The 26,606-nt window shown below is 72.4% G+C and carries 27 protein-coding genes, 1 pseudogene and 1 riboswitch; of the genes and pseudogenes, 18 read left to right on the top strand and 10 right to left on the bottom strand.

Features of this window, described 5'->3' with window-relative positions; translation table 11 throughout:
* The first annotated feature begins 229 nt into the window (after positions 1-229).
* Positions 230-853, top strand: a complete 624-nt coding sequence (locus tag ACIF8T_RS17375; RefSeq protein ID WP_400035829.1) for an ADP-ribosyltransferase — start codon at positions 230-232, stop codon at positions 851-853.
* Here the strand turns inward: ACIF8T_RS17375 and ACIF8T_RS17370 are convergent.
* Positions 807-1,469, bottom strand: coding sequence for a GNAT family N-acetyltransferase (locus ACIF8T_RS17370; protein ID WP_400035827.1), 663 nt, complete (start codon positions 1,467-1,469; stop codon positions 807-809). The genes ACIF8T_RS17375 and ACIF8T_RS17370 overlap by 47 nt on opposite strands.
* Before the next feature lie 48 nt (positions 1,470-1,517).
* Between ACIF8T_RS17370 and ACIF8T_RS17365 the strand changes: the two are divergent.
* The 3 genes and pseudogenes from ACIF8T_RS17365 (at position 1,518) to ACIF8T_RS17355 (ending at position 3,523) form a co-directional block, all read left to right on the top strand.
* Positions 1,518-2,424: pseudogene (locus ACIF8T_RS17365) on the top strand (MerR family transcriptional regulator).
* 67 nt (positions 2,425-2,491) lie between these two features.
* Entirely contained in the window at positions 2,492-2,704 is a 213-nt protein-coding gene (locus ACIF8T_RS17360; RefSeq protein ID WP_400035878.1) for an EF-hand domain-containing protein, read from the top strand.
* A 156-nt stretch (positions 2,705-2,860) separates the two neighbouring features.
* Positions 2,861-3,523 carry an NADPH-dependent F420 reductase gene (locus ACIF8T_RS17355; RefSeq protein ID WP_400035825.1) on the top strand — a complete coding sequence of 221 codons (663 nt, stop codon included), beginning with the start codon at positions 2,861-2,863 and terminating at the stop codon, positions 3,521-3,523.
* A 131-nt stretch (positions 3,524-3,654) separates the two neighbouring features.
* Here ACIF8T_RS17355 and ACIF8T_RS17350 read toward each other — a convergent pair whose 3' ends face one another.
* The 5 genes from ACIF8T_RS17350 to gcvT all read right to left on the bottom strand — a co-directional run bounded on the left by ACIF8T_RS17350 (position 3,655) and on the right by gcvT (position 8,662).
* On the bottom strand, positions 3,655-4,212 hold the full coding sequence (locus tag ACIF8T_RS17350; protein ID WP_400035824.1) for a glycoside hydrolase family 25 protein: 558 nt from the start codon (positions 4,210-4,212) through the stop codon (positions 3,655-3,657).
* 87 nt (positions 4,213-4,299) lie between these two features.
* On the bottom strand, positions 4,300-5,667 hold the full coding sequence (locus ACIF8T_RS17345) for an L-serine ammonia-lyase (protein WP_400035822.1): 1,368 nt from the start codon (positions 5,665-5,667) through the stop codon (positions 4,300-4,302).
* Positions 5,668-5,771: 104 nt separating this feature from the next.
* Positions 5,772-7,034 (bottom strand): serine hydroxymethyltransferase, encoded by a 1,263-nt coding sequence (glyA, locus tag ACIF8T_RS17340; protein ID WP_400035820.1) that lies wholly within the window; start codon positions 7,032-7,034, stop codon positions 5,772-5,774.
* Positions 7,035-7,048: 14 nt separating this feature from the next.
* Positions 7,049-7,426, bottom strand: coding sequence for a glycine cleavage system protein GcvH (gene gcvH / locus ACIF8T_RS17335; protein ID WP_400035818.1), 378 nt, complete (start codon positions 7,424-7,426; stop codon positions 7,049-7,051).
* Positions 7,427-7,543: 117 nt separating this feature from the next.
* Positions 7,544-8,662, bottom strand: a complete 1,119-nt coding sequence (gcvT, locus tag ACIF8T_RS17330) for a glycine cleavage system aminomethyltransferase GcvT (protein WP_400035816.1) — start codon at positions 8,660-8,662, stop codon at positions 7,544-7,546.
* 159 nt (positions 8,663-8,821) lie between these two features.
* A riboswitch (glycine riboswitch) is annotated at positions 8,822-8,921 on the bottom strand.
* Between the two features lie 219 nt (positions 8,922-9,140).
* Between gcvT and ACIF8T_RS17325 the strand changes: the two genes are divergently transcribed.
* The 10 genes from ACIF8T_RS17325 to ACIF8T_RS17280 all read left to right on the top strand — a co-directional run bounded on the left by ACIF8T_RS17325 (position 9,141) and on the right by ACIF8T_RS17280 (position 20,440).
* Entirely contained in the window at positions 9,141-9,809 is a 669-nt protein-coding gene (locus ACIF8T_RS17325; RefSeq protein ID WP_400035814.1) for an AAA family ATPase, read from the top strand.
* 235 nt (positions 9,810-10,044) lie between these two features.
* Positions 10,045-10,839: an enhanced serine sensitivity protein SseB gene (locus ACIF8T_RS17320; protein WP_400035812.1), complete on the top strand. Its 795-nt coding sequence runs from the start codon at positions 10,045-10,047 to the stop codon at positions 10,837-10,839.
* 178 nt (positions 10,840-11,017) lie between these two features.
* The gene (locus ACIF8T_RS17315; RefSeq protein WP_400035876.1) at positions 11,018-11,773 is read left to right on the top strand and encodes an enhanced serine sensitivity protein SseB C-terminal domain-containing protein; all 756 of its coding nucleotides are present in this window, start codon (positions 11,018-11,020) and stop codon (positions 11,771-11,773) included.
* Between the two features lie 386 nt (positions 11,774-12,159).
* Entirely contained in the window at positions 12,160-13,158 is a 999-nt protein-coding gene (locus ACIF8T_RS17310) for an ABC transporter permease (protein WP_400035810.1), read from the top strand.
* Between the two features lie 83 nt (positions 13,159-13,241).
* Positions 13,242-14,981: an ABC transporter substrate-binding protein gene (locus ACIF8T_RS17305; RefSeq protein ID WP_400035808.1), complete on the top strand. Its 1,740-nt coding sequence runs from the start codon at positions 13,242-13,244 to the stop codon at positions 14,979-14,981.
* An 82-nt stretch (positions 14,982-15,063) separates the two neighbouring features.
* Positions 15,064-16,071, top strand: a complete 1,008-nt coding sequence (locus tag ACIF8T_RS17300) for an ABC transporter permease (protein WP_400035806.1) — start codon at positions 15,064-15,066, stop codon at positions 16,069-16,071.
* On the top strand, positions 16,068-17,162 hold the full coding sequence (locus ACIF8T_RS17295) for an ABC transporter ATP-binding protein (RefSeq protein ID WP_400035804.1): 1,095 nt from the start codon (positions 16,068-16,070) through the stop codon (positions 17,160-17,162). The genes ACIF8T_RS17300 and ACIF8T_RS17295 overlap by 4 nt, the downstream gene beginning before the upstream one ends.
* A complete protein-coding gene (locus tag ACIF8T_RS17290) occupies positions 17,159-18,661 on the top strand; it encodes a dipeptide ABC transporter ATP-binding protein (protein ID WP_400035803.1) in 1,503 nt (500 codons plus the stop codon). Before ACIF8T_RS17295 ends, ACIF8T_RS17290 begins: the two co-directional genes overlap by 4 nt.
* Positions 18,662-18,724: 63 nt before the next feature.
* Positions 18,725-19,381 carry a trimeric intracellular cation channel family protein gene (locus tag ACIF8T_RS17285; RefSeq protein WP_400035801.1) on the top strand — a complete coding sequence of 219 codons (657 nt, stop codon included), beginning with the start codon at positions 18,725-18,727 and terminating at the stop codon, positions 19,379-19,381.
* Between the two features lie 198 nt (positions 19,382-19,579).
* Complete coding sequence (locus ACIF8T_RS17280; RefSeq protein ID WP_400035799.1) at positions 19,580-20,440, top strand: thioesterase family protein; 861 nt, start codon at positions 19,580-19,582, stop codon at positions 20,438-20,440.
* 114 nt (positions 20,441-20,554) lie between these two features.
* Here ACIF8T_RS17280 and ACIF8T_RS17275 read toward each other — a convergent pair whose 3' ends face one another.
* Entirely contained in the window at positions 20,555-21,181 is a 627-nt protein-coding gene (locus tag ACIF8T_RS17275) for a TetR family transcriptional regulator (RefSeq protein WP_400035797.1), read from the bottom strand.
* Between the two features lie 116 nt (positions 21,182-21,297).
* Between ACIF8T_RS17275 and ACIF8T_RS17270 the strand changes: the two genes are divergently transcribed.
* The 3 genes from ACIF8T_RS17270 to ACIF8T_RS17260 all read left to right on the top strand — a co-directional run bounded on the left by ACIF8T_RS17270 (position 21,298) and on the right by ACIF8T_RS17260 (position 23,085).
* Positions 21,298-21,465, top strand: coding sequence for a hypothetical protein (locus tag ACIF8T_RS17270; RefSeq protein WP_400035795.1), 168 nt, complete (start codon positions 21,298-21,300; stop codon positions 21,463-21,465).
* Between the two features lie 79 nt (positions 21,466-21,544).
* Positions 21,545-21,811, top strand: a complete 267-nt coding sequence (locus ACIF8T_RS17265) for a DUF4190 domain-containing protein (protein ID WP_400035793.1) — start codon at positions 21,545-21,547, stop codon at positions 21,809-21,811.
* A gap of 110 nt (positions 21,812-21,921) precedes the next feature.
* Positions 21,922-23,085, top strand: coding sequence for a cysteine desulfurase family protein (locus tag ACIF8T_RS17260; RefSeq protein ID WP_400035791.1), 1,164 nt, complete (start codon positions 21,922-21,924; stop codon positions 23,083-23,085).
* Positions 23,086-23,392: 307 nt separating this feature from the next.
* Here ACIF8T_RS17260 and ACIF8T_RS17255 read toward each other — a convergent pair whose 3' ends face one another.
* Entirely contained in the window at positions 23,393-24,058 is a 666-nt protein-coding gene (locus ACIF8T_RS17255; protein ID WP_400035789.1) for an N-acetylmuramoyl-L-alanine amidase, read from the bottom strand.
* Between the two features lie 60 nt (positions 24,059-24,118).
* On the opposite strand from ACIF8T_RS17255, the gene mnmA reads away from it, so the two are divergent.
* On the top strand, positions 24,119-25,249 hold the full coding sequence (gene mnmA, locus ACIF8T_RS17250) for a tRNA 2-thiouridine(34) synthase MnmA (RefSeq protein ID WP_400035787.1): 1,131 nt from the start codon (positions 24,119-24,121) through the stop codon (positions 25,247-25,249).
* A 132-nt stretch (positions 25,250-25,381) separates the two neighbouring features.
* On the opposite strand, the gene ACIF8T_RS17245 is transcribed toward mnmA, so the two are convergent.
* A complete protein-coding gene (locus ACIF8T_RS17245; RefSeq protein ID WP_400035785.1) occupies positions 25,382-26,161 on the bottom strand; it encodes an alpha/beta fold hydrolase in 780 nt (259 codons plus the stop codon).
* Positions 26,162-26,214: 53 nt separating this feature from the next.
* Positions 26,215-26,538: a DUF427 domain-containing protein gene (locus tag ACIF8T_RS17240; RefSeq protein ID WP_400035783.1), complete on the bottom strand. Its 324-nt coding sequence runs from the start codon at positions 26,536-26,538 to the stop codon at positions 26,215-26,217.
* Between the last annotated feature and the right edge of the window lie 68 nt (positions 26,539-26,606).

Below are 26,606 nucleotides of genomic sequence, written 5' to 3'. Positions count from 1 at the left end.
ACCGGCTCGGACCGGCTGAGACCGGCTCGGACCGGCCGACTCCGCCTCGGACCGGCCGAGTCCGGCTGGGACCGGCCGAGTCCGGCTGGGACCGGCCGAGTCCGGTGGGACGTCCGCGGGCCGGGCCCGCGGACGCCCCGGCACCCCGCGCTGACCGCAGGTCAGCTGACACGCCGCCGTACGGGTGAGGAACCACCGCGTGCCGCGGCGGACCGGCCAGGGTGCCTGCATGATCCTCACTCGCCTGCGGCGGCGCGCCGCCGCCGCCGTCCTGTCCCTGTCCGCCGTCCTCGCCACGACCGCCGCCGCCTCCCCGGCCACCGCCCCCGGCGCCGTGCCCGCCTTCGTGCGGGCCGCCGAGGCCGCCGCCTGCCCGGTCCGCTACGACGACCGGATCAAGGCCGCCGCCGACCGCCGCGTCGCCGTCGACCGCATCACCCCGGAGCCGGTCTGGCGCGAGAGCTGCGGCACCCTCTACCGCGCCGACGGCCGGGGCCCCGCGGTCGTCTTCGAGGAGGGCTTCCGCCCCAGGGACGTGACCGACGGCCAGTACGACCTGGAGCAGTACGTCCTCGTCAACCAGCCCTCCCCGTACGTCTCCACGACGTACGACCACGACCTGTACAAGAAGTGGTGGAAGTCCGGCTGGAACTACTACATCGACGCCCCCGGCGGCATCGACGTCAACCGGACCATCGGCGACACCCACAAGTGGGCCGACCAGGCCGAGGTGGCCTTCCCCGGCGGCATCGACCGCAAGTACGTCATCGGCGTCTGCCCCGTGAACAAGACGACCAAGGTCGAGATCATGAGCGGCTGCCAGAGCAACCCGCACTACGAGGCCTGGCACTGAGCAGCACCTCCGCCCCCACCGGCCGGTAGCCGGCCGCCTGGAACGCCCGCAGGCTGCGGGCGTTTCCCGGCGCCACCTGGGCCCACACCGGCTCCCCGGCCAGGTGCCGGGCGGCCGCGGCGAGCCGGCGCCCCAGCCCCCGCACCGGCTCGTCCACCTCCACGGACACCTCCAGCCGCCCGGCGACCCCGCGCCCCGTCACCAGCACGCCGCCCTCCGCCTCCCAGGCCCGCACGCCGTCGCGGCGCGTGCGGGCGTAGCGGACGCGCGGGTGCGCCGCGTCCTCGGTCTCCCGCAGCGCCACGGGCGGCCTGCCCGGCAGGGGAGCCGCGACCAGCAGCGCGTCCACGGTCTCGGACGTGCGCCCCGTGCGGTCCATGAAGGCCGTGAGGAAACGGGCGTTCAGCGGGGCGGCGAGCGCGTCGCACTCCAGCGCCTCCAGCGTGCCGTGCACCCAGCGCGGGTCCTCGTCGGTGAACACCACCGAGTGCGCGGTGAGGGCGAGGACCCCCGCGTCCCGCGCCGAGGGCTGCGGCACCACCGTCGTACGGCCGTCCGCCGGCGGGAAGACGCCGCGCGCCGCCGCGTCCAGAATGTCACGCAGGGTCCGCCCCACCGCTCGCTCCTCGAGTCTCCGCCCACGGGAAGGTCCAGACTCCCAGACATGACCGACGACGGCACCGGACTCCTCACCGTCGGCGAACCGGCCCGCGCCACCGGGCTGACCGTGCGCACCGTCCGCTCCTGGTCCGACGAGGGCGCCCTGCCCCGGTGACCCGCTCCGCGGGCGGCTACCGGCTGTACGGCGCCGCGTCCGTCGCCCGCCTGGAACTGGTCCGCACGCTGCGGGAACCGGGCCTCGGCCTGCACGACGTCCGCGAGGTGCCGGCCGGGCAGCGGACGGCCGCCGAGGCCGCCGCCGCGCACGTGGCGGCGCTGGACGCGCGGATCAGGTCGCTGAAGGTGACCCGGGCGGTGCTGTCGACCGTGGCGCGACGCGGCTCGACCGCGCAGGGGACGACCCTGACGAACAAACTGGCGCGGCTGTCCGCCGCCGAACGCAGACGCGTCGTCGAGGAGTTCGTGGACGAGATGTTCCGGGGACCGGACACCGCCGACGCGGCGATCCTGGAACGGATGCGCCGCACCGCCGCCCTGCCGGACGACCCGACGCCCGAGCAGGTGGACGCCCGGGTGGAGCTGGCCGAGATGCTCCAGGACCCGCGGTTCCGGGCGCAGATGCGGTCGGCCGCGGAGTTCAGCGCGGCCGACCGGGGACAGGACGCCGCCGGCGGGGCGTCCCGGTGGTTCGCCCGCCGCCCGGTCCGGCTGGCCGCCGAGGCCCGGGAACGGGGGATCGCCCCGCAGGCCCCGGAGGCCGGCGAGGTGCTGCGGGACCTGTTCGGCGACGCCGACCGGGCGGCCGTGCTGAACGCCTGGAGGCGGTCTCCCAGGACCGGCCGGCCCGCTGCCGGGAACTGATCGGCGTGCTCAAGGGCGAACCCGTGCCACCGCACCGCGAGGCGTTCGCGTGGGTGGTCGCCGCACTGCGGGCCGGCCCGGGCGGTTAATCTGACCTGCGTCAGCACGGCGGCCAGGACGGCCGAGGCAGAAGAGCACGAGATGAGGGGCGGACCGGTGGCGGACATCGAGGAAGCGCGCAAGCAGTTCGAGCGGATCGATACGGACGGGGACGGACGCATCACCGCCGCCGAGTTCAAGACCGCCCTGGCGCAGGGAGGCGACTGGCACGTCACCGAGGCGGTGGCCGAGGCGATCATCGCCAGCCGCGACCTGGACGGCGACAAGCTGCTGTCGTTCGACGAGTTCTGGGCGCACCTGAACAAGTGACGCCGTACGCGAAGGGGCCCGGTCCGGTGACGGAACGGGCCCCTTCGCCGTGCCGCCGCCCCGGACCGCGCGGGGAGGCGGAATAGCCCGCGCGCCCCCCGGGTTGACGCCGCCGACGGAAAAATATGCAGGCGCATCGATCTCGAAGGGTTCGTCATGAAGATCGGCATCATCGGCGCGGGCAACATCGGCGGCAACCTCACCCGCCGGCTCACCGCCCTCGGTCACGACGTCTCCGTGGCCAACTCCCGTGGTCCGCACACCCTCACGGCCCTGGCCGAGGAGACCGGCGCCACCCCGGTACGGGTGGAGGACGCGGCGCGCGGCGCGGAGGTCGTGGTCGTCACGGTCCCGGTCAAGGCGGTCCCCGACCTGCCCGACGGCCTCCTCGACGAGGCGGCCGACGGCGTGGCCGTCATCGACACCGGCAACTACTACCCCCGCGAGCGCGACGGCCGCATCGCGGAGATCGAGGACGAGGGCATCACCGAGAGCCGCTGGACCGAACGGCGGATCGGCCACCCGGTGATCAAGGCCTTCAACGGCACCTACGCCCAGGACATCCTCGACCGCCACCGCCCCGCGGGCGACCCCGACCGCCTGGCCCTGCCGGTGGCCGGCGACGACGCGGCGGCCAAGGCCAAGGTCCGCGCCCTGATCGACGAGCTCGGCTTCGACACGGTCGACGCGGGCGGCATCGACGACTCCTGGCGCCAGCAGCCCGCCACCCCGGTCTACGGCCTGCGCGCCGGCGTCGAGGCCGTCACCGCGGCCCTGGCGGAGGCGTCCCCGGAGCGCAAGCCGGAGTTCCGCGGGTAGTTCTGCCGCTCGGGCGACGCCGAGAGCGCGGTGCGGCCCGTCCGGCGGCACGACGCCGACCGGATCCCCGGCCGCACCGCGCCCCCGCGCACGACGGTCCCCATCGCCCCCGCCCGCAGGCCGGGGCACGGTCAGGCACCCCCGGCCCACGTCTGCAGCGCCGCCCTGCTCGCGAAGGCGGCCACGTTCGTGTCCACCGGGTCGTCGGTGTACTGGTGGAAGCGCCAGGCCGCCTCGATGCGGGGCTTGCCCGCGGCGACGTAGTCGGCGATCCACAGGCCGTCGCCCGCGTAGGACGTCGTGTCGACGTCGAGCCAGAAGTGCCGGTTGCAGTAGAGCACGACCCGGTGGCCCGGGCGCAGCTCCTTCACCTTCCGGATGAAGCGGTCCTTCTCCGCGTTGCTCGCGTGGGTGCCGTCGCCGGTGGTCTCCCAGTCGACGGCGAGGATGTCGCCCGGCCGCTCCGGTGCCTTGGCGACGAAGTACTCCGCCTGGGCCGTGAGGTTGCCGGGCCACAGGAAGTGGTAGAAGCCGACGACCAGCCCGGCGTCGCGGGCGGTCCTGGTCTGGGCGGCCAGCCGGGGGTTGACGTAGGAGCGGCCCTCCGTCGCCTTGACGAAGACGAAGGACAGGCCGTCCGTGTCGTACGAAGCGGGCTGGTACGAGCTGACGTCGATGCCGCGGAGCATGCGCACTCCCTGAAGTTCCGTCCGGGGTACGGGAGTCCGATGATGCCCGCGGGCCGCCGGATCACACGCCGGGGCGCGGGAGACCGTTCAGCACTCGATGATGTTCACGGCCAGGCCGCCCCGTGCCGTCTCCTTGTACTTCACCGACATGTCGGCTCCGGTGTCCTTCATCGTCTTGATGACCTTGTCCAGGGACACCTTGTGCGAGCCGTCGCCGCGCATGGCCATCCGGGCGGCCGTGACGGCCTTCACCGCCGCCATGCCGTTGCGCTCGATGCACGGGATCTGCACCAGACCGCCCACCGGGTCGCAGGTCAGGCCGAGGTTGTGCTCCATGCCGATCTCGGCGGCGTTCTCCACCTGCTCGGGCGTGCCGCCCAGCACCTCGGCGAGGGCGCCCGCCGCCATCGAGCAGGCCGAGCCGACCTCGCCCTGGCAGCCGACCTCGGCGCCGGAGATGGAGGCGTTCTCCTTGAACAGCATGCCGATCGCGCCGGCGGCGAGGAGGAAGCGGACCACGCCGTCCTCGTCCGCGCCGGGGACGAAGTTGATGTAGTAGTGCAGGACCGCGGGGATGATGCCGGCGGCGCCGTTGGTGGGGGCCGTGACGACACGTCCGCCGGCGGCGTTCTCCTCGTTCACGGCCATCGCGTAGAGGGTGATCCACTCCATGGCGAGGGCCTTGGGGTCGCCCTCCGAGCGCAGTTTGCGCGCGGTGTTCGCGGCCCGGCGGCGCACCTTCAGCCCGCCCGGCAGGATGCCCTCGCGGGACATGCCGCGCGCCACGCACTCCCGCATCACCCGCCAGATCTCCAGCAGGCCCGCGCGGATCTCCTCCTCGGTGCGCCAGGCCCGCTCGTTCTCCAGCATCAGCGAGGAGATCGACAGGCCGGTCTCCTTCGTCAGCCGCAGCAGCTCGTCGCCCGTGCGGAAGGGGTACTTCAGGACGGTGTCGTCCAGTTTGATGCGGTCGGCGCCCACCGCGTCCTCGTCGACGACGAAGCCGCCGCCCACCGAGTAGTACGTCTTGGCCAGCAGCTCGGTCCCGGCGGCGTCGTACGCCCGCAGGGTCATGCCGTTCGCGTGGTAGGGGAGGGCCTTGCGGCGGTGCAGCTTCAGGTCCGCGTCGAAGTCGAACGCGATCTCCCGCTCGCCGAGCAGGTTCAGCCGGCCGCCGGCCTTGACGGCCTCCACCCGCTCGTCGGCGGTCTCCACGTCCACCGTGCGCGGCGAGTCGCCCTCCAGGCCGAGCAGCACCGCCTTGGGCGTGCCGTGCCCGTGGCCGGTCGCGCCGAGGGAGCCGTACAGCTCGGAGCGCACGGAGGCGACCGAGTCCAGCACGCCCTCGCTGCGCAGCCGGCGGGCGAACATGCGGGCCGCCCGCATCGGGCCCACCGTGTGGGAGCTGGACGGGCCGATGCCGATCGAGAACAGGTCGAAGACCGAGATGGCCACGGTCACTCCTCACTACGGGCCGGCGGGGCACCCGGTCGGGGCGCCCCCACCGGGGACTTCCTGGTCCGGCGGGGCGCCCGGTCGGGGCGCCCCCACCGGGGGACTTACTTGGTCAGCGCGGGGTACAGCGGGTGCTTGTCGGCCAGCGCCTTCACCCGCGCCTTGAGCGCCTCGGCGTCGTACGACGGCTTCAGCGCCTCGGCGATGACGTCCGCGACCTCGGCGAAGTCCTCGGCGGTGAAGCCGCGGGTCGCCAGGGCCGGGGTGCCGATCCGCAGGCCCGACGTCACCATCGGCGGACGCGGGTCGTTCGGGATCGCGTTGCGGTTGACGGTGATGCCGATCTCGTGGAGCCGGTCCTCGGCCTGCTGCCCGTCCAGCTCGGAGTTCCGCAGGTCGACCAGGACCAGGTGCACGTCCGTGCCGCCGGACAGCACGTCCACGCCCACGGCCCTGACGTCGTCCCGCACCAGGCGCTCGGCGAGGAGCCGCGCGCCCTCCAGGGTACGGCGCTGCCGCTCCTTGAAGTCCTCGCTCGCGGCGACCTTGAAGGCGACGGCCTTGGCGGCGACCACGTGCTCCAGCGGGCCGCCCTGCTGACCGGGGAAGACCGCCGAGTTGATCTTCTTGGCGAGGTCGGCCGTGGAGAGGATCACACCGCCGCGCGGGCCGCCCAGCGTCTTGTGGGTCGTGGTGGTGACCACGTGCGCGTGCGGCACCGGGTTGGGGTGCAGCCCCGCGGCGACCAGACCGGCGAAGTGCGCCATGTCGACCATGAGGTACGCGCCGACCTCGTCGGCGATCCGGCGGAACGCGGCGAAGTCCAGCTGCCGCGGGTAGGCCGACCAGCCGGCCACGATCAGCTTCGGCCTGGCCTCCTTGGCGAGGCGCTCGACCTCGGCCATGTCGACCCGGCCGTCCTCGCCCACGTGGTAGGCGACGACGTCGTACAGCTTGCCGGAGAAGTTGATCTTCATGCCGTGGGTCAGGTGCCCGCCGTGCGCGAGGTTCAGACCCATGATCGTGTCGCCGGGCTTGAGCAGCGCGAACATCGCGGCCGCGTTGGCCTGGGCGCCCGAGTGCGGCTGGACGTTGGCGTGCTCCGCGCCGAAGAGCTCCTTGACGCGGTCGATGGCGATCTGCTCGACGACGTCGACGTGCTCGCAGCCGCCGTAGTAGCGGCGGCCCGGGTAGCCCTCGGCGTACTTGTTGGTGAGGACCGAGCCCTGCGCCTCCATGACCGCGACCGGGGCGAAGTTCTCCGAGGCGATCATCTCGAGGGTGGACTGCTGGCGGTGCAGCTCGGCGTCGACCGCGGCGGCGACGGCCGGGTCGAGCTCGTGCAGGGGCGTGTTCAGGACGGACATACGGCTACGACTCCTCAGCCGGCGATGTGGGTGTCGTACTCGTCGGCGGAGAGCAGGTCGGCCGGCTCGTCCGTGACGCGTACCTTGAACAGCCAGCCGCCCTCGAAGGGGGCGGAGTTCACCAGCGACGGGTCGTTCACCACGTCCTCGTTGACCTCGGTGATCTCGCCGGAGACGGGGGAGTACAGGTCGGACACCGACTTGGTGGACTCCAGTTCGCCGCAGGTCTCGCCCGCGGTCACGGTGTCGCCGACCTCCGGGAGCTGGACGAAGACGACGTCACCGAGCGCGTTGGCCGCGTGCTCCGTGATGCCGACCGTCGAGACGCCGTCCTCGGCGGCCGACAGCCACTCGTGCTCCTTGCTGTAGCGCAGCTGCTGGGGGTTGCTCATGGCCTGGATTCTCCTGTACGCGGGACATGCTGTTGCCTGGGGGACTGCGGAAACCGCCGGTGAGCGGTGTGAAGGCGCGCGGGGCCGCCCCGGACCGGGCGACCGGGCGTCCAGTGTCTACTTCTGCCGCTGGTAGAACGGCAGCGCCACGACCTCGTACGGCTCGTGGGTGCCCCGGATGTCCACGCCGACGCCCGGCGTGCCCGGTGCCGCGTGCGCCGCGTCGACGTACGCCATCGCGATCGGCTTGCCGAGCGTGGGGGAGGGGGCCCCGGAGGTCACCTCGCCGATCACCTCGCCGCCGGCGACGACCGCGTACCCGGCGCGCGGGACGCGGCGGCCCTGGGCGACCAGGCCGACGAGCACGCGCGGCGGGTTCTGGGCGGAGCGGGCGGCGGCCTCCTCCAGCGCCGCGCGGCCCACGAAGTCGCCCTCCTTCTCGAACTTCACCACCCGGCCGAGCCCGGCGTCGAACGGCGTCAGTTCGGTGGTCAGCTCGTGCCCGTACAGCGGCATGCCCGCCTCCAGGCGCAGCGTGTCGCGGCAGGACAGGCCGCACGGGACCAGGCCGTCGCCCTCGCCGGCCTCGGTCAGCGCCTGCCACAGCTCCACGGCGTGCTCCGGCTTCACGAACAGCTCGAAGCCGTCCTCGCCGGTGTAGCCGGTGCGGGCGATCAGCGCCGGGACCCCGGCGACGGTGCCGGGCAGGCCGGCGTAGTACTTCAGGCCGTCGAGGTCGGCGTCGGTGAGGCTCTTCAGGATGCCGGGGGACGCGGGGCCCTGGACGGCGATCAGCGCGTAGGCGTCCCGGTCGTCGCGGACCTCGGCGTCGAAGCCGGCGGCGCGCTCCACCAGCGCGTCCAGCACCACCTGGGCGTTGGAGGCGTTGGCGACGACCATGTACTCGGTCTCGCCGAGCCGGTAGACGATCAGGTCGTCCAGGATGCCGCCGTCCTCGCGGCAGATCATGGTGTAGCGGGCGCGGCCGGGCCGGACGGCGCCGATGTTGCCGACCAGCGCGTGGTCGAGGAGGGCGGCGGCCTGCGGGCCGGTGACGGTGATCTCGCCCATGTGCGAGAGGTCGAACAGTCCGGCCCTGGTGCGGACGGCGGTGTGCTCGTCGCGCTCGGAGCCGTAGCGCAGGGGCATGTCCCAGCCGGCGAAGTCGGTCATCGTCGCGCCGAGCGAGCGATGCAGGGCATCGAGCGCGGTGTGACGGAGTGCGGTGCTGCTCATCGGTCGGTCGTCTCCCGGGGCGTGGACGCAGGACGGGCGAGGGAAGGTCCTCCCCATCTGTCATCGGAACCTGAGAGGTTCGCCGCGACCGCCACAGGGACGACCTGGCTTGCACCGTGGGTGGGGCCGCTGCGGCAGCGGCCCGCTTTTCAGATGTGCCTCGCCCGCGCGGTAACGGGGCCTGAGAGATTCAAGGGAGGGACTTGCTCCTTCGGCGCCCCAGCTCAGTCGGTGCTGGGGACTCTCCCGCGCGGATTCAAACGGCCGGTATGCAGTTGGCGGGCTCATCATTGCACGCATCGGTCCGGGGCGGCAGGGGGACCTTCCCCAGGAGGAGGGCGGAGCACGCGGGCGGACACAGCGGTCTGTAGCAGCCCTGTTGCAGAAAGCGCACGAAAATGCGAGGCCTGCGGTATTACCTTCTCTTTACACTCGGCGGGGATGGGACTCGTACCTGGCCCCAGGGGAGGACATCACGGTGAACAGGACCACGGCGTACGCCACGACCACGGGCATGGCGGTGCCCGGCCAGCACGCCGCCCAGGCCCGGGAGGCGTGCGGCCCACTGCGGTCACCCGTCGTCCGCGACCTGCGCGAGCGGGGCGGCCGCAGCCCGCGCGCCCTGCTCTTCGGCCCCCGGGACCTCGTCGTCATCACCGGCCTGCCCGGCAGCGGCAAGTCCACCCTGATGCGGCGCGCCGTCCGGGCCACCCGCATCGACTCCCAGGACACCCGCGACCGCTGGGAGCGGCGCATGCCGCGCCTGGTGCCGTACGGGGCCTACCGCCCGCTCGTCCGCCTCGCCCACTACGCCGGGCTGCGCCGCGCCCTGCGCACCGGCGAGGGCGTCGTCGTGCACGACTGCGGCACCCAGGCCTGGGTGCGCCGCTGGCTGGCCCGCGAGGCCCGCCGCCGGGGCGGCACGCTCCACCTGCTCCTGCTCGACGTCGCCCCCGAGCAGGCGCTGGCCGGCCAGCGCGCCCGCGGCCGGGGCGTCTCGCGCTACGCCTTCCTGCGCCACCGCGCGGCCACCACCCGCCTGCTGCGCGCGGTGGAGCGCGGCGAGCTGCCCGCGGGCTGCGGCTCGGCGGTCCTCGCGGACCGCGACGCGGCGAACACCCTCCGCAGGATCGGCTTCATGGGCTGAGCGCCGGCGCCGGGGGCACGGCGCCCACCCGGACGGGGCAACGCCCGCCACCGCGTGCCGGCGGCCCGCCCCGCGCGTCCGTCCGGCCCGGTCGCGGAGGCCGGGGGCGTACCCGCGCACCCGCACGGCGGGTGCGTCTCCCGGCGGCTTCCCCCGCCCTGGCCGGGCCCGTCCTCCCGGGGGCACCCGTTAGCCTTTCCTGCCACAGCAGTGGCTTCAGGCAGGCGGTAGGCAGATGGACTTCCCGGCGGACTTCTCCGCGGACTTCCCGGCGCAGGCGCACCCCCACCCGCACGGCGGGTGGCCCGGCAACGAGCTGGAGGAGGTGCTCTCGGCGTCCCTCGGCGCCGGACCGGCGGCGGCCGGCCGGATCGTCGAGGTGCTGGGACGCAGCTTCGTGTGGGTCCCGCTGCCCAACGGCGGCGGCCCGGACAGCGGCCCCCTCGACCTGCCCGCGCTGGAGATCGAGGGCCAGGCGTACGTGCCGGTGTTCAGCTCCGAGGAGCAGTTCCGCCAGGTCGTCGGCTCCCACATGTCGTACACCATCGCGCCGGCCGTGGAGTTCGCCCGCGGGCTGCCGCCGCAGGCCGGGATCGCGGTGAACCCGGGCGGGGTGGTCGGCGTCCCGCTGCCGCCGCCCGCCGTGGCCGAGCTGTGCCGGGCCGGGCGCACCCCGCTCGACGGCCCCGCCAGTGGCGGCCGGGTCCGCCTGTTCGAACCCGACTGGCAGGACGACCCGGTGGACTTCCTGTCCGCCGCGTCGGCCGAGTTCGACGGCATCGGCGTCGTGCTGTCCGCCCGCCGCTGCCTGGCCGCCATCGAGACCGCCGAGCCGGTGATGTTCGTGGGCGTCGAGCTGTCCGAGTGGGAGGGCGACCTGCGGGCGCTGCCCCTGGAGGCCCTCGGCCGGGCCCTGGCGAAGGTCCCGGTGCGGTGGCCCGTCAACCTGGTCCTCCTCGACGTGGCCCAGGATCCGGTGGCCGACTGGATGCGCGAGCGGGCACGGCCCTTCTATACGCGGGGCCTGTGAGCCAACCTGGAAGGGCGCGGACCGCCGCGCGGCCGGCCACGGACGACCCGCGGCGCACCACGGCGGCGAGTCCCGGGCTCCCGGGCGGGCCTTAAGCTAGGTTCACCGGGTCGAGGCGTTGTACGGAGGGCGATACGAAGTGAGCGCTGGCACCGCCGCGGCCGGCCAGGTCGAGCACATGCTGCGCCAGGTCACGCCCGGGCGTTACGACGCCTACGAGGCGCTCCTGCGCGCGCTCGCGACGCCCGCCACCGGCCAGGTCTGGATGCTGCTCTGGCACGGCCAGGCAGGCTCCCCGGACGCCCAGTACGGCACCATGGAGGTCGACGGCTACGGGTACGCCCCGTGCGTCACCTCCGCCCAGGAGCTCTCGGCCAGCGGCTGGAACCGCTCGTACGAGGTGGTCGACGGCCTGGACGTGGCCCGCGCCCTCTACCCCGACCACTACGGCCTCTGGCTCAACCCGCACGCCCCCGGCGGCGGCGTCGGCATCCCCTGGCTCGACCTGCGCCGCATCGCCACCGGCCTGGACCGGCAGCCCGCGGGCCCGCTGCGGCTGTCCGAACCCGCCATCGAGATCCCGCAGTTCTACGCCCTGCTCGCGCAGAACGCCCACCGCACCCCGGCGGTGCGCTCGTTGCGCCGCGCCTGGGTGCAGCCCGCGCTCGGGGCGCCGTACCTGGCCATCGGCCTCGACGTGTACGACACCTCGCCGCCGGCCGTCGACGCGGTGCGCGCGATGATGCAGCAGTCCATCGGCGCCGTCCCGGACGGACTGCCGGTGTCGACGGTGGCGATGTCCGACGCGCACGACCCGGTCGCCATGTGGCTGCGCGCCCACACCCGCCCCTTCTACGACCGCGAGGCGCACGCCGCTCCCGCGCAGGCTCCGGCGGCGGGGTACGGGTACCCGCCGGCCCAGGGCGGTATCTGATCCTGCGTCAGCGTCCGGGGTCCGCCGGTGAGGCGGTCCCGGACGCTCTTCGCGCGTAGATCGGGGCGGAAGGCACCGCTCCGTCCGTAATGCCCCAACTCGCAGGTGTCCGACCCCCGTTACCCACTGTTCGGATAACGGAATCCCCCAGACAGCATCACGGTTGCGCATACTTTTTCGGTGGGATCTGGCGGGTGATCGTGAAGACGTTGAAGACTCCCCACTCAAGCAGGGGGTCCATCGATCCTGTGAGTGATTTCGACGCGATGCTTTCGACGCACGAGATGCCACCTCACCCGGGGCCCGCCGTGCGGAAGCAGCGAACCAGGCCGTGGACCGCGGCATGTGAAGGCCGGTGACCACCGGCGAGAAGGGGCAGGGCACTTGTGACGGCACCGATCGAGACCACCGGATCGCAGGCCGAGGCCCAGCCGGAGGCCGTGCTGGCGGGCGTCGAGTCCAAGCAGATCGAGGGCCGGTCTCTGGGGCAGATCGCCTGGACCCGCTTCAAGCGCGACAAGATGGCGGTGGCGGGCGGCGTCGTGGTCGTGCTGCTCATCCTGACCGCCGCCCTCTCGCGCCCCCTGCAGTCGCTGCTGGGCCTGGACCCCAACGCCTTCCACCAGGACCTGATCGACCCCAACACCACCCTCCCCAAGGGCGACTTCGGCGGCATGAGCTGGGACCACCCGCTCGGCGTCGAGCCGAAGTTCGGGCGCGACATCTTCGCCCGCATCCTGGAGGGCTCCTGGGTCTCCCTGGTCGTCGCCTTCGGCGCGACCCTCCTGTCCAACGTGATCGGCACCGTGCTGGGCCTGGTCGCGGGCTACTACGGCGGCCGGGTCGACGCGGTCATCAGCCGCCTCATGGACACCTTCCTCGCCTTCCCGCTGCTGCTCTTCGCCATCGCCATCTCGGCGACGCTGCAGGGCGGCGCGTTCGGGCTGGAGGGCCTGCCGCTGCACATCCTCGTGCTGATCTTCGTCATCGGGTTCTTCAACTGGCCCTACATGGGCCGCATCGTGCGCGGCCAGACGCTGGCGCTGCGCGAGCGCGAGTTCGTCGACGCCTCGCGGGGCATGGGCGCCGGCGGTCCCTACATCCTCTTCAAGGAACTCCTGCCGAACCTCGTCGCCCCGATCATCGTCTACTCGACGCTGCTCATCCCGACCAACATCCTCTTCGAGGCCTCGCTCAGCTTCCTCGGCGTCGGCATCCAGCCGCCGCAGGCGTCGTGGGGCGGGATGCTCAACCAGGCCGTCGACTTCTTCGAGGTCGATCCGCAGTACATGATCGTCCCCGGTCTCGCCATCTTCATCACCGTACTGGCCTTCAACCTCCTCGGTGACGGCCTCCGGGACGCACTCGACCCCCGCAGCCGCTGACGTCTGCGGTCGCGGACGGAGTCCGCGTCCAGCCCAAGTGTTCAACTACGAAGGGGAACCCGACCATCATGCGAAGGTCAGTGATGGCCGCAGTGGCGGCCGTGAGCAGCGCCGGTCTGCTCCTGGCAGGCTGCAGCAAGGCCGAAGACAACAGCGACAACGAGGGCAGCAAGGCCAAGGCCAACGCCGCCACCACGTCGGTCGTGAACGCCTCCACGAAGAAGGGCGGCACGGTCACCTACGCGATGTCCGACGTCCCGGACTCCTTCGACCCGGGCAACACGTACTACGCGTACATGTACAACTTCAGCCGTCTCTACGCGCGTCCCCTGCTCACCTTCACCCCGGCCCCGGGCGAGAAGGGCAACGAGATCGTCCCGGACCTCGCCGAGGGCAAGGGCCAGCAGTCCGACGGCGGCAAGACCTGGACGTACAAGATCCGTCAGGGCGTGAAGTACGAGGACGGCACCGAGATCACCTCGGCGGACGTCAAGTACGCGGTGGAGCGCTCCAACTTCGCCCGTGACGTGCTCTCCCTCGGTCCCAACTACTTCTCCCAGTTCCTCGCGGGCGGCGACAAGTACAAGGGCCCCTACAAGGACAAGAGCGAGAAGGGCCTGGCGTCCATCGAGACGCCCGACAAGTACACGATCACCTTCAAGCTCAAGCAGCCGTTCGCCGACTTCGACTACCTGGTCACCGCGCCGCAGACCGCCCCGGTGCCGCGCGCGAAGGACACCGGCGTCGACTACACCAAGAAGATCGTCTCCTCCGGCTCGTACAAGTTCGAGAGCTACGAGGAGGGCAAGCGCGTCGTCCTGGTGCGCAACGACCAGTGGAGCGCCAAGACCGACCCGCTGCGCAAGCAGTACCCGGACAAGATCGTGGTCAACCTGAAGGTCAGCCAGGCCACGATCGACAAGGACCTGATGGCCGGCACCACGACCGTCGACCTCGCCGGCCGCGGTGTGGACACCCAGACCCAGGCCCAGCTGCTGAACAGCGCGGACAAGAAGGCCAACACCGACAACACCTACGGTGGCCGTCTCGTCTACACGGCGATCAACACCAAGGTCAAGCCGTTCAACAACGTCGAGTGCCGCAAGGCCGTGCAGTACGCCATCGACAAGGTGGCCGTGCAGACCGCGCAGGGCGGCCCGGTCCGCGGTGACATCGCCTCCACGGTGATCCCGCCGGACGTGATCGGCTACCAGAAGTTCGACACGTACGCCACCAGCGGCAACAAGGGCGACGCGGCCAAGGCCAAGGAGCACCTGAAGGCCTGCGGCAAGGAGAAGGGCTTCAAGACCTACATCGCCGCGCGCAGCGACCGCCAGCAGGAGGTCGACGCCGCCACCGCGATCATCGACTCGCTGAAGAAGGTCGGCATCAACGCCGAGATGAAGCAGTACCCGTCCGGCAAGTACTTCACCGACTACGCGGGCGTGCCGAAGTTCACCGAGAAGCAGAACATCGGCCTGATCATGATGCAGTGGGGCGCCGACTGGCCGACCGGCTACGGCTTCCTGAACCAGATCCTCAACGGCAAGGCCATCAGCGACTCCGGCAACACCAACCTCTCCCAGTTCGACGACCCCGAGGTCAACAAGCTGCTGGACGAGGCCATCAAGAACAGCGACGAGTCGGCGCGCAACGCCGCCTACGCCGAGGTCGACAAGAAGACGATGGACCAGGCCGTCATCGTGCCGCTGACCTACTTCAAGGTCCTGCTGTACCGCTCGCCGTACGCCACCAACGTGGTGTCGTCGGCCGCCTGGAGCGGTCAGTACGACGCTCTGAACCTCGGCACGACCAAGAAGTAGCGCGAAGAAGCAGCCCCGGAAGGCAGGTGAAGGCATTGGCGCCCGCGGGCCCTTGGACCCGCGGGCGCCGGCGCCGGTCCCCGTGATCTCGTACATCATCCGCCGGACGATCGCGGCAGTGATCTTGCTGCTCGTGGTCACCGCGGTCACCTTCGGCATCTTCTTCCTGCTGCCGAGACTGGCCGGGCAGACCCCCGATCAGCTGGCCGCGCAATACATCGGCAAGAACCCCTCGCCGGAGGACATCCTGGCGGTCAAGCAGAACCTCGGGCTCGACAAGCCGGTCTACGAGCAGTACTGGGAGTTCGTCAAGGGGATCGTCTCCGGTGCCACGTACGACCTCGGCCCCACGACGGCCAAGTGCGAGGTGCCCTGCTTCGGCTACTCCTTCAAGAACCACATCGAGGTCTGGCCGCAGCTCGTCGACCGCCTTCCGGTGACCATCTCCCTGGCCGCGGGCGCCGCCGTCCTGTGGCTGCTGTCCGGTGTCGCCGCCGGTGTGATCTCCGCCCTCAAGCCCGGCTCGGTCTTCGACCGCGCCGCGATGGGCGTGGCCCTCGCCGGCGTGTCGCTGCCCATGTTCTTCACCGGCCAGCTCGCCCTGCTCGTCTTCAGCTACCAGCTGGAGATCTTCGGACGGACCTACGTGCCGTTCACGGAGAATCCGTCCCAGTGGGCCAACACCCTGTTCCTGCCGTGGTGTTCGCTGGCCCTGCTGTACTCCGCCATCTACGCACGGCTCACCCGCTCCGGCATGCTCGAAACCATGAGCGAGGACTTCATCCGCACCGCCCGGGCCAAGGGCCTCAGGGAGCGCAAGGTCGTCCTCAAGCACGGGCTGCGGGCGGCGCTCACCCCGATCGTCACCGTGTTCGGCATGGACATCGGCCTGCTGCTCGGCGGCGCGGTGATCACCGAGTCGGTGTTCTCGCTGCCCGGCATCGGCCAGTACGCCGTCCAGGCCATCACCGACAACGACCTGCCGCCGATCCTGGGCGTCACCCTGCTGGCCGCCTTCTTCGTCGTGCTCTGCAACCTGGTGGTGGACGTGCTGTACGCCACCGTCGACCCGCGGGTGAGGCTCTCGTGACCGAACTGTCCAAGACCGAGGCCGCCGTCGGCGAGCCCGTGCGCACCGGCGCGGCCCCCGGGGCCTTCCTCGACGTGCGCGACCTGAAGGTGCACTTCCCGACCGACGACGGCCTGGTGAAGTCCGTCGACGGCCTCTCCTTCCAGCTGGAGAAGGGCAAGACCCTCGGCATCGTGGGCGAGTCCGGCTCCGGCAAGTCCGTCACCTCGCTCGCCATCATGGGCCTGCACCGGCTCGGCAACCGGGGCAAGAACGTGCAGATGTCCGGCGAGATCTGGCTCGACGGCAAGGAGCTGGTCGGGGCGAGCCCCGACGAGGTGCGCCGGCTGCGCGGCCGCGAGATGGCGATGATCTTCCAGGACCCGCTGTCCGCGATGCACCCGTACTACACGGTCGGCAGCCAGATCGTGGAGGCGTACCGCGTCCACCACGACGTCGACAAGAAGACCGCCCGCAGGCGCGCCGTCGAACTGCTGGACCGCGTCGGCATCCCCGAGCCGCACAAGCGGGTCGACAACTACCCGCACGAGTTCTCCGGCGGCATGCGCCAGCGCGCCATGATCGCCATGGCCCTGGTCAACAACCCCGAGCTGCTCATCGCGGACGAGCCGACCACCGCGCTCGACGTGACCGTGCAGGCGCAGATCCTCGACCTCATCCGGGACCTGCAGAAGGAGTTCGGCTCGGCCGTCATCATCATCACGCACGACCTCGGCGTGGTCGCCGAGATCGCCGACGACATCCTCGTGATGTACGGCGGACGCTGCGTGGAGCGCGGCCCGGTCGACCGGATCTTCTACGAGCCCCAGCACCCCTACACCTGGGGCCTGCTCGGCTCGATGCCGCGCATCGACCGCGAGCACACCGACCGGCTCATCCCGGTCAAGGGCCAGCCGCCCAGCCTCATCAACGTCCCCTCGGGCTGCGCCTTCAACCCGCGCTGCCCCTACGCGGACGTCCCCAAGGGCGGGATCACCCGCACCGAGCGCCCCGAGCTGCGCGAGGTGGGCAGCAGGCACCACGTCGCCTGCCACCTGTCGCAGGAGGACCGCAGCCGGATCTGGACCGAAGAGATTGCGCCGAAGCTGTGAGCGAGACCGACACCCGGGCCGGGACGACGGCCGCGACCCCCGACGACGAGGCACCGCTGCTCAGGGTCGAGGGCCTGGTCAAGCACTTCCCGATCAAGAAGGGCCTGCTGCGCCGGCAGGTCGGCGCGGTCAAGGCCGTCGACGGCATCGACTTCGAGGTGCGCCGCGGTGAGACCCTCGGCGTCGTCGGCGAGTCCGGCTGCGGCAAGTCGACCATGGGCCGGCTCATCACCCGCCTGCTGGAGCCGACCGGCGGCAGGGTCGAGTTCGACGGCACGGACATCACCCACCTCGGCACCGGCGGCATGCGCCCGCTGCGCCGGGACATCCAGATGATCTTCCAGGACCCGTACGGGTCGCTGAACCCCCGGCACACCATCGGCACCATCGTCTCGGCGCCGTTCCGGCTCCAGGGCGTCGAGCCGGAGGGCGGGGTCAAGAAGGAGGTCCAGCGCCTCCTGGAACTGGTGGGTCTGAGCCCCGAGCACTACAACCGCTACCCGCACGAGTTCTCCGGCGGCCAGCGCCAGCGCATCGGCATCGCCCGGGCGCTCGCGCTCAAGCCGCGCATGGTCGTGGCCGACGAGCCGGTCTCCGCGCTCGACGTGTCGATCCAGGCGCAGGTCGTCAACCTGATGGACGACCTCCAGGAGGAGCTCGGCCTGACGTACGTGATCATCGCGCACGACCTGTCGGTCGTCCGGCACGTGTCGGACCGGATCGCGGTGATGTACCTGGGCAAGATCGTCGAACTCGCCGACCGGGACAAGCTGTACCAGTCGCCGATGCACCCCTACACCAAGGCGCTGCTGTCGGCCGTCCCGATCCCCGACCCGAGGCGGCGGCAGGCCAAGAGCGAGCGGATCCTGCTCGAGGGCGACGTGCCCTCGCCGATCGCCCCGCCGAGCGGCTGCCGGTTCCACACCCGCTGCTGGAAGGCGACGCAGATCTGCCGGACGACCGAGCCGCCGCTGAAGGAGCTGCGGGCCGGGCAGCGGGTGGCGTGCCACCACCCGGAGAACTTCGAGGACCAGGCCCCGCACGACACCGTCCTGCTGTCCTCCCTGAAGGACACGGACCGGCCGGCGGAGGACGAGGCCCCGGCCGGGTCCGGGGAGGCCGTCTCCAAGGACGCCGGGGTGTCCGAGGGGGCCGTCTCCAAGGACGCCGGGTCCGGGGAGCCGGTGGCGAAGGAAGCCGTCGCGAAGGACGCTGCGACCGAGGGACCGGTGTCCGGGGACGCCGTGACCGAGGACGCCGTGACCGAGGACGCCGTGTCCGAGGACGCCGGCTCGAAGGACACCGTCTCGAAGGACGCCGGCTCGAAGGACGCCGTGACCGAGGACGTCGGCTCGAAGGACACCGTCTCGAAGGACACCGGCTCGAAGGACGCCGTGACCGAGGACGTCGGCTCGAAGGACACCGTCTCGAAGGACACCGGCTCGAAGGACGCCGTGGCGGCCGGAGGCAAGGCCGACGACGGCGCCGAAGACAAGTAACCCAGTCCCAGCCCCCGCCTTGCTTTGCAAGGCGGGGGCTGACTGCTGGGTGAGAATGGCAGGGTGCTCCAGCAACTGTTCAGCCCGTCCGTCCAGCACACGCTCGACCTGATCGGCATCTTCGTCTTCGCGATCTCCGGCGCCCTGCTGGCCGTCCGCAAGAACTTCGACGTCTTCGGCATCGCCGTCCTCGCCGAGGTCACCGCCCTGGGCGGCGGGCTGTTCCGCGACCTGGTCATCGGGGCCGTACCGCCCGCCGCCTTCACGGACCTCGGGTACTTCGTGACCCCGCTGCTCGCCACCCTGCTGGTCTTCTTCCTCCATCCCCAGGTGGAGCGCATCCAGTCCGCCGTGAACGTCTTCGACGCGGCCGGCCTCGGGCTGTTCTGCGTCGCCGGGACCATCAAGGCGTACGAGTACGGGCTGGGCCTGACCGCCTCCGCCTGCCTGGGCCTGGCGACCGCGGTGGGCGGCGGCGTGCTGCGCGACGTGCTGGCCAACGAGGTGCCCTCCCTGCTGCGCTGGGACCGCGACCTGTACGCCGTGCCCGCGATGGTCGGCGCCGCGATGGCCGCCCTGTGCATCCGCTACGACGCCCTGACCCCGTTGACCACCTCCCTGGCGGTGGCCACCGGGTTCGTGCTGCGGCTGCTCGCGATGCGGTTCCACTGGCGGGCGCCGCGGGCCTGGCACCGGCGTTCCACGGTCCGGGAGGAGTAGGCCGGCCGTGCGCACGCGGCCCGTCCCCCCGGCCGGCCGGCGGAAGGCCCGAACCACCTGCGGCCGCACGGCCGGGTCCGCGGACGGGTGCGGACCCGCCGGGCGACCGGGGAGCCGCGGCGGGACTCCGGACTTCTCGCCCCGGTCCGCCCCAACCCAAAGCTACCGCTTAGTAGTTTGTTGTTGTAGCGTTCAGCCATGCCAGAAGCAGCTTCCGCACCGGCCGCACGGGCCACGATCGGCGACAGCGAGTTCGACCGCGACACGGCGGTCACCCTGCGCGAACCCGGCGTCTACGACATCGACCTCTCCGCCGGATGGACGATCATCAACGCCGTCAACGGCGGCTACCTCCTGGCCGTCCTGGGCCGCGCGCTCGGGGACGCCCTGCCGCACCCCGACCCGTTCACCATCTCGGCGCACTACCTGACCGCCTCCCAGCCGGGACCGGCGGTCGTGCGCACCGAGACGGTCCGCACCGGCCGGACCCTGTCGACCGGCCAGGCCTCGCTCTTCCAGTACGACGACGAGGGGCGCGAGGTCGAGCGCATCCGCGTCCTGGCCTCCTACGGCGACCTCGACTCCCTGCCCGACGACGTCCGGACGACGGCGAAGCCGCCCGCGATCCCGCCGGTGGAGCAGTGCTTCGGCCCGGAGGACGGGCCCGCGCCCGTCTCCGGCAGTTCCGCCATCGCCGACCGCCTGATGCTCAAGCTCGACCCGGCGACCCTGGGCTGGGCCCTCGGGCAGCCCTCCGGCCGGGGGGAGTCGCGGGGCTGGTTCGGGCTCGCGGACGGCCGGGACGCCGATCCGTTCTCGCTGCTGCTGGCGGTGGACGCCCTGCCGCCCACCGCCTTCGAGATGGGGCTGACCGGCTGGGTCCCCACGGTCGAGCTCACCGCGCACGTCCGGTGCCGTCCGGCCCCCGGCCCGTTGCGGGTGGCGATCACCACCCGCAACCTCGCCGGCGGCTTCCTGGAAGAGGACGCCGAGGTCTGGGACAGTGCGGACCGGCTGGTGGCCCAGTCCCGGCAGCTGGCCCGCGTCAGGCTCGGCTGAAACGCCCCAAAGGCGCGGCTCTTCGAGACGCCCTGTGCCGGACCGGCCGGTCCGGCACAGGGCGTCTCGGCGTCGGGCCGGGCGCTCGCTTCGGCGGCGGGGCCCGGCCGGCCGTCAGTCCAGCCAGTGGAGCCGGCCGACGCCGATCAGCCGCAGCTGACGGGCCGCCACCCGGGTGACCCGCTCCCGCTCCTCCGGTGACGCCTCCAGGGCCTCCAGGAAGAGCGAGGCGGTGATCAGCATCTGGTCGACGTAGAGGTTCGCGAGCATCAGCAGGTCGTCGTCGCTCCAGCCCGCCGAGACCGGGTCCTTGGCCAGCTCGTCCCTCACCTCCTCGGCGAACCGCGTCAGTTGGGAGCGGATCGCCTCCCGCACCGGCTGGACCCCGCCATGGCGCTCCCGGGCGATGAAACGGACGTGTGCGGGGTACGCGTCCACGTGACGGGCGATCAACTCAAGGGTGCGCGTGATGCGTTCGTCGCCGTCGCCCGCCGCGGACACCGTGGTCCGGATCATCGGGTGCAGGCTGCCGAGCGCCTCCTCGACCAGCGCCACGCCGAGATCGGCCGTGGACCGGAAGTGCCGGTAGAAGGCGGTCGGCGCGACGCCGACGGCGCGGGTGACCTCCCGCAGGCCCAGGCTGCTCAGGCTCTGCTCCTCCAGCAGTCCGAGCGCCGCGTCCAGGAGCGCCTGCCTGGTCTTCTGCTTCTGGGCCTGCCGGATGCCGAGGGTGTGACTCATGCCATGCAGTTAACAACTGTTCTCCGGAATTGGAAAGCCATGGAGCGCGCTAGACTGGGAAGTCAGTGAACAAGTGTAACTACAACCGTTCACCGAATCGTTGGGGGATCTCGCTCATGCTGTTCCTCGTCGCGGCCCTCCTGCTGCTGGGCGTCGTGCTGGGCACCGTGGCCCACGCCCCGCTCGGCTTCTCCCTCGCCCTCGGGGCCGTCATCGCCGTCTGGCTCGGCGTCTTCGCGCTCCGCGAGCGCCACGGCCGCCGGCGCGGCCCGCAGACCCGCTGAGCGCGGCCCGCAGACCCGCTGACCCGGGCCGCAGAACCCGACCATCCGTACCGCCGACCCGACCGTGGGAGCTGACACCATGCATCTCACCGCACCGGCGTCCCGCCGTACCGGTATCCGCGACACCGACGGCATGGCCGTCGCGTCCTTCGTCCTGGGCCTGCTGGGCCTGCTCGTCCTCAACGTCTTCCTCGGCCCGATCGCCATCGCGCTGGCGAGCGTGGCGCTGTGGCGGGGCACCGGGCGTCCGGGCCGCGCCTACCTGGGCCTCGGCCTGGGCGTCGCCGACCTGGTGGTCCTGGTCGCGTTCATGCAGGCGGACAACACGGTCTCGTGGAGCTTCTAGCGGCCGCGCGGCGGGCCGGGAACGGGCCGCGGGCGCACCGCCGCACCGTCGGTATCCGGCCGACCTTGATCTGAGGTCCGGCGGCGGGTCCCCGTAGAATCGGCCTCACCATGGCTTACCTCGACCACGCCGCGACCACCCCGATGCTTCCCGAGGCAGTCGAGGCACTCACCGCGCACCTGAGCGTCACCGGCAACGCCTCCTCCCTCCACGCGTCCGGCCGCCGCGCCCGCCGCACCGTCGAGGAGGCCCGCGAAACGCTCGCGGAGGCGCTCGGCGCCCGCCCCAGCGAGGTCGTCTTCACCTCGGGCGGCACCGAGGCCGACAACCTCGCCGTCAAGGGCCTGTACTGGTCCCGCCGCGACGCCGACCCGGCCCGCACCCGCGTCCTCGCCAGCCCCGTCGAGCACCACGCGGTCCTGGACGCCGTGCACTGGCTCGGCGAGCACGAGGGCGCCACCGTCGAGTACCTCCCGGTCGACGCCCACGGCCGCGTGCACCCCGACGCCCTGCGCGAGGCGATCGCCCGCAACCCCGACGACGTGGCCCTGGCCACCGTCATGTGGGCGAACAACGAGATCGGCACGGTGCTGCCGGTGCACGAACTGGCCGAGACGGCCCGCGAGTTCGGCGTCCCCCTGCACGCCGACGCCGTCCAGGCCTTCGGTCAGGTCCCGGTCGACTTCGCCGCCTCCGGGCTCGCCGCGATGACGGTGTCCGGCCACAAGATCGGCGGCCCGTACGGCATCGGCGCGCTGCTCCTCGGCCGCGAGCACAGCCCCGTCCCCGTCCTGCACGGCGGCGGCCAGGAGCGCCACGTGCGCTCGGGCACCCTCGACGTGCCCGCCGTCGCCTCCTTCGCCGTCGCCGGCCGGCTGGCGGCCGAGCAGCGCGAGTGGTTCGCGCGGGAGATCGGCGCCCTGCGCGACGCCCTGATCGAGGCGGTCCGCGCGGCGGTCCCGGACGCGGTCCTCGGTGGCGATCCGGTCGACCGCCTCCCGGCCAACGCCCACTTCTCCTTCCCCGGCTGCGAGGGCGACTCCCTGCTGCTCCTCCTGGACGCCCAGGGCATCGAGTGCTCCACCGGCTCCGCCTGCACCGCGGGCGTCGCCCAGCCCAGCCACGTCCTGCTGGCCACCGGCGTCGATCCCGACCTGGCCCGCGGCACCCTGCGCTTCTCCCTCGGCCACACCTCGACGGAGGCGGACGTGGAGGCCCTGGCGAAGGCCATCGGGCCGGCGGTGGAGCGCGCGCGGGCGGCGGGGCTGACCTGACCGCGTCCCGGCCGGGGCGCGGAAGGAACGCCGGGCGCGCGAAAGGACCTACGAGACGGGTTCCCTTCGCCGGCATTGTCCGGATCAGGTGATGGGGGTCGCCTTCCGGTCCCGAAGGACTTTCCGGCCTCTCAGCCCGACCGTCGACGTCGGCAGCGGCGGAAGCCGAGACTTCGCGCCCTTGTCGGCATCTCCGGTTGTGGCTCCCTCGCTCGCCCCGTAGGCCTGAGTCCAGGATAAAACGCCCATCCCGGGATGAAACCCCCTGGTCGAAGATTTTTTCGGCCCAAGTCGGCGGAGGGACCGCTCAGGCCGGTGTCGAGCGCGCCTCCCGCACCAGACGCAGGTAGCGGTCCCAGTCCCAGTGCGGTCCGGGGTCCGTGTGGTCGGTGCCCGGCACCTCCACGTGCCCGATGATGTGCTCGCGGTCCACGGGGATGTCGTAGCGCGCGCAGATGCCCGCCGTCAGCCGCGCCGACGCCTCGTACATCGCGTCGGTGAGGTCCTGCGGCCGGTCCACGAACCCCTCGTGCTCGATGCCGATGCTGCGCTCGTTGTAGGCCCGGTTGCCCGCGTGGTACGCCACGTCCAGTTCGCGGATCATCTGCGTGACCCGCCCGTCCTGGCGGACGATGTAGTGCGTGGCGGCCCGGTGCCCGGGATCCCGGAACGCCTGCACCGCGCTCGCGTAGCTGCCCTGCGTGACATGGACGACGACCATGTCTATCCCGTAGTCGTCGGGCCGGTCCGCGCGCCGCCAGTTCGCGTCCGACGCCGCCACCCAGCGGGCTGCCCGGTGGTCGACCTCGCCCTCCTTGCGCGGCTTCTCGACGCCGGGCGCGCGCCACCACAGCCGGGCCAGCTCGTCACGGGCCAGCACCGCCGACCCCACGGCGGCCGCCGCCCCGCCGGCGAGCAGCGCCCGCCGCCCGATGTGCCGGTCCCCGTCCCTGGATGCTCGTCTCCCGCCCATGTGATCGACAACGGATACCCGGCGGCCCGGGTTCCCGCGCCCCCGTACCCTGGAGGGGCTATGACTGAGACCCCGCAGCGCTCCCGCCCCCTCCGCGTCCTGGCCGCCATGTCCGGCGGAGTGGACTCCGCCGTCGCCGCCGCCCGCGCGGCCGAGGCCGGCCACGACGTCACCGGCGTCCACCTCGCGCTCTCCGCGAACCCGCAGTCGTTCCGCACGGGCGCGCGCGGCTGCTGCACCATCGAGGACTCGCGCGACGCCCGCCGCGCCGCGGACGTCATCGGCATCCCCTTCTACGTGTGGGACCTCGCCGACCGCTTCCGCGAGGACGTCGTCGAGGACTTCGTCGCCGAGTACGAGGCCGGCCGCACCCCGAACCCGTGCCTGCGCTGCAACGAGAAGATCAAGTTCGCGGCCCTGCTGGACAAGGCGCTCGCCCTCGGCTTCGACGCGGTCTGCACGGGCCACTACGCGAAGATCGTCACCCTCCCCGACGGCTCCCGCGAACTGCACCGCGCCTCCGACATGGCCAAGGACCAGTCGTACGTCCTGGGCGTGCTGGACGAGAAGCAGCTCGCCCACGCGATGTTCCCGCTCGGCGACACGGTCACCACCAAGGAGGAGATCCGCGCGGAGGCCGAGCGGCGCGGGCTGGCGGTCGCCAAGAAGCCGGACTCCCACGACATCTGCTTCATCGCCGACGGCGACACCCAGGGCTTCCTGGCGCAGCGGCTCGGCCGGGCCGAGGGCGACATCGTCGACGAGTCCGGCACCCGGCTCGGCACGCACGACGGGGCGTACGGCTTCACCATCGGCCAGCGCAAGGGCCTGCGGATCGGCACCCCGGCCCCCGACGGCAAGCCGCGCTACGTCCTGGACATCTCCCCGGTCACCAACACGGTCACGGTCGGCCCGGCGTCCGCCCTGGACGTCAGCGGCCTGACCGCGGTCAAGCCGCGCTGGTGCGGCGCGGCCCCCGCCGGCCCCGCCACCTACACGGCCCAGCTGCGCGCCCACGGCGGCGAGACCGAGGTGAGCGCCGAGGTCGTCGACGGCGAGCTGCACGTGCGCTTCACCGAGCCGGTCCGCGGGGTCGCCCCCGGCCAGGCGATCGTGCTGTACGACGGCACGCGCGTCGTCGGCTCGGCGACCATCGCCTCGACGCGGCGGGTGACGGCGGGCGTGGCCTGAGCCGCCCGCCGGGCCGGCCGCCCCGGGAACGGCACGCGCGCGTGCCGCCCGCACCCGGGCCGGGCGGCCGGTGCGGACGCGCGCGGGCTCCGCGGCGGCGGGGCGGTGACCCGTACGCGCCGGCGGGTCCCGTCACCCCGCGAAGAACTCCGCCAGCACCGGCGCCAGCACGTTCGGGTCCACCACGTGGGTCTGGCCCTCCAGCACCCGGTACGTCCCCTCCGGGGCCGCCTGCGCGACCGCCCGGGCCGCCTCCCGCATCCAGGCCGGGCTCTCGCCGCCCGCCAGGGCCAGCACGGGCACGGTGAGCGAGGCCAGCCGCTCCCGCGGCGGCCGTCCGTCGCCCATCACGGCGTCGTCGTGGGCGAGGCTCGGCGCGAGCGCCTCCATGTCGGCCCACATGGGGGACTGGCGGGCGCCCTGGATGACCGCCTCGGCCAGGCCCGTCAGGCGCAGGAACAGCTCGACCGCGTCCCCGCGCCGGTCCTGCCCGAGCGCCTCGGTCAGCCGCTCGGTGTAGCGGGCGCGCTCCGCGGCGTCCTCCTCGCTCATCGCGAACGGCACCTCGTACACCGCGACCCGGCGCACCGGCAGCCCGCTCGCCGCCGCCCGCAGGGCCAGCGCGCCGCCCGAGGAGACGCCGTACAGGGCCGCCTCGCCGCCCGCCGCCTCGATCAGCGCCGCCAGGTCCTCCACCTCGCGCTCCACCGCGTACGGCGCCGTGTCCCCGCTCCCGCCCCGGCCCCGGCGGTCGTACACGACGACCTGGAAACGCCGCGCCAGCGGCCCGGCCAGCGGTGCCACCGTGGCCCCCGTCGACATCGCGCCGCTGATCAGGACGACCGCGGGCCCCCGTCCGGTGCTCCGGTACGCCAGGGAGGTGCCGTCACGCGAAAGGATCTTCTTGTCCATGCCAGTGCAGACTGCCGCACGGCACGCGGCCTACCCGCTCGCGACACCGCCGCTCACGCGACTTCCACCTCGTAGAAGCACAGGTGGTCCTTGATCGGCGCCACGTCCGGCTCGGGGTCCGGGTACGCCCAGACCAGGTCCGCCGCGTCCGGCAGGGACCAGTAGGAGGCGGTGCCTTTGAAGGGGCAGTACGTCTGCGTCCCGGACGGGGTCAGCAGGTCCAGGCGCACGTCCTGCGGCGGGATGTAGTACCGCACGGGACAACCGGTCTCCCTCAGGACCAGCGGCCGGTCCGTCTGCGCGAGGACCCGGCCGCCGTGCACGACCCGGACGCGCTGTGTGCCCTGCTCGATGGTGATGCGGTGCCCTGCGGTCACGCCGGTGCCTCCCTGAGGTAGCCGTCCATGCCGGGTACAGCGCACGCTGGAGCGGAGTTCTTCCCGGC

Source organism: Streptomyces sp. NPDC085946, from assembly GCF_044540485.1.
Taxonomy (GTDB): Bacteria; Actinomycetota; Actinomycetes; order Streptomycetales; family Streptomycetaceae; genus Streptomyces.
Note: the sequence above shows the minus strand (reverse complement) of the source record. Positions and strands in the feature narration are given on the sequence as shown.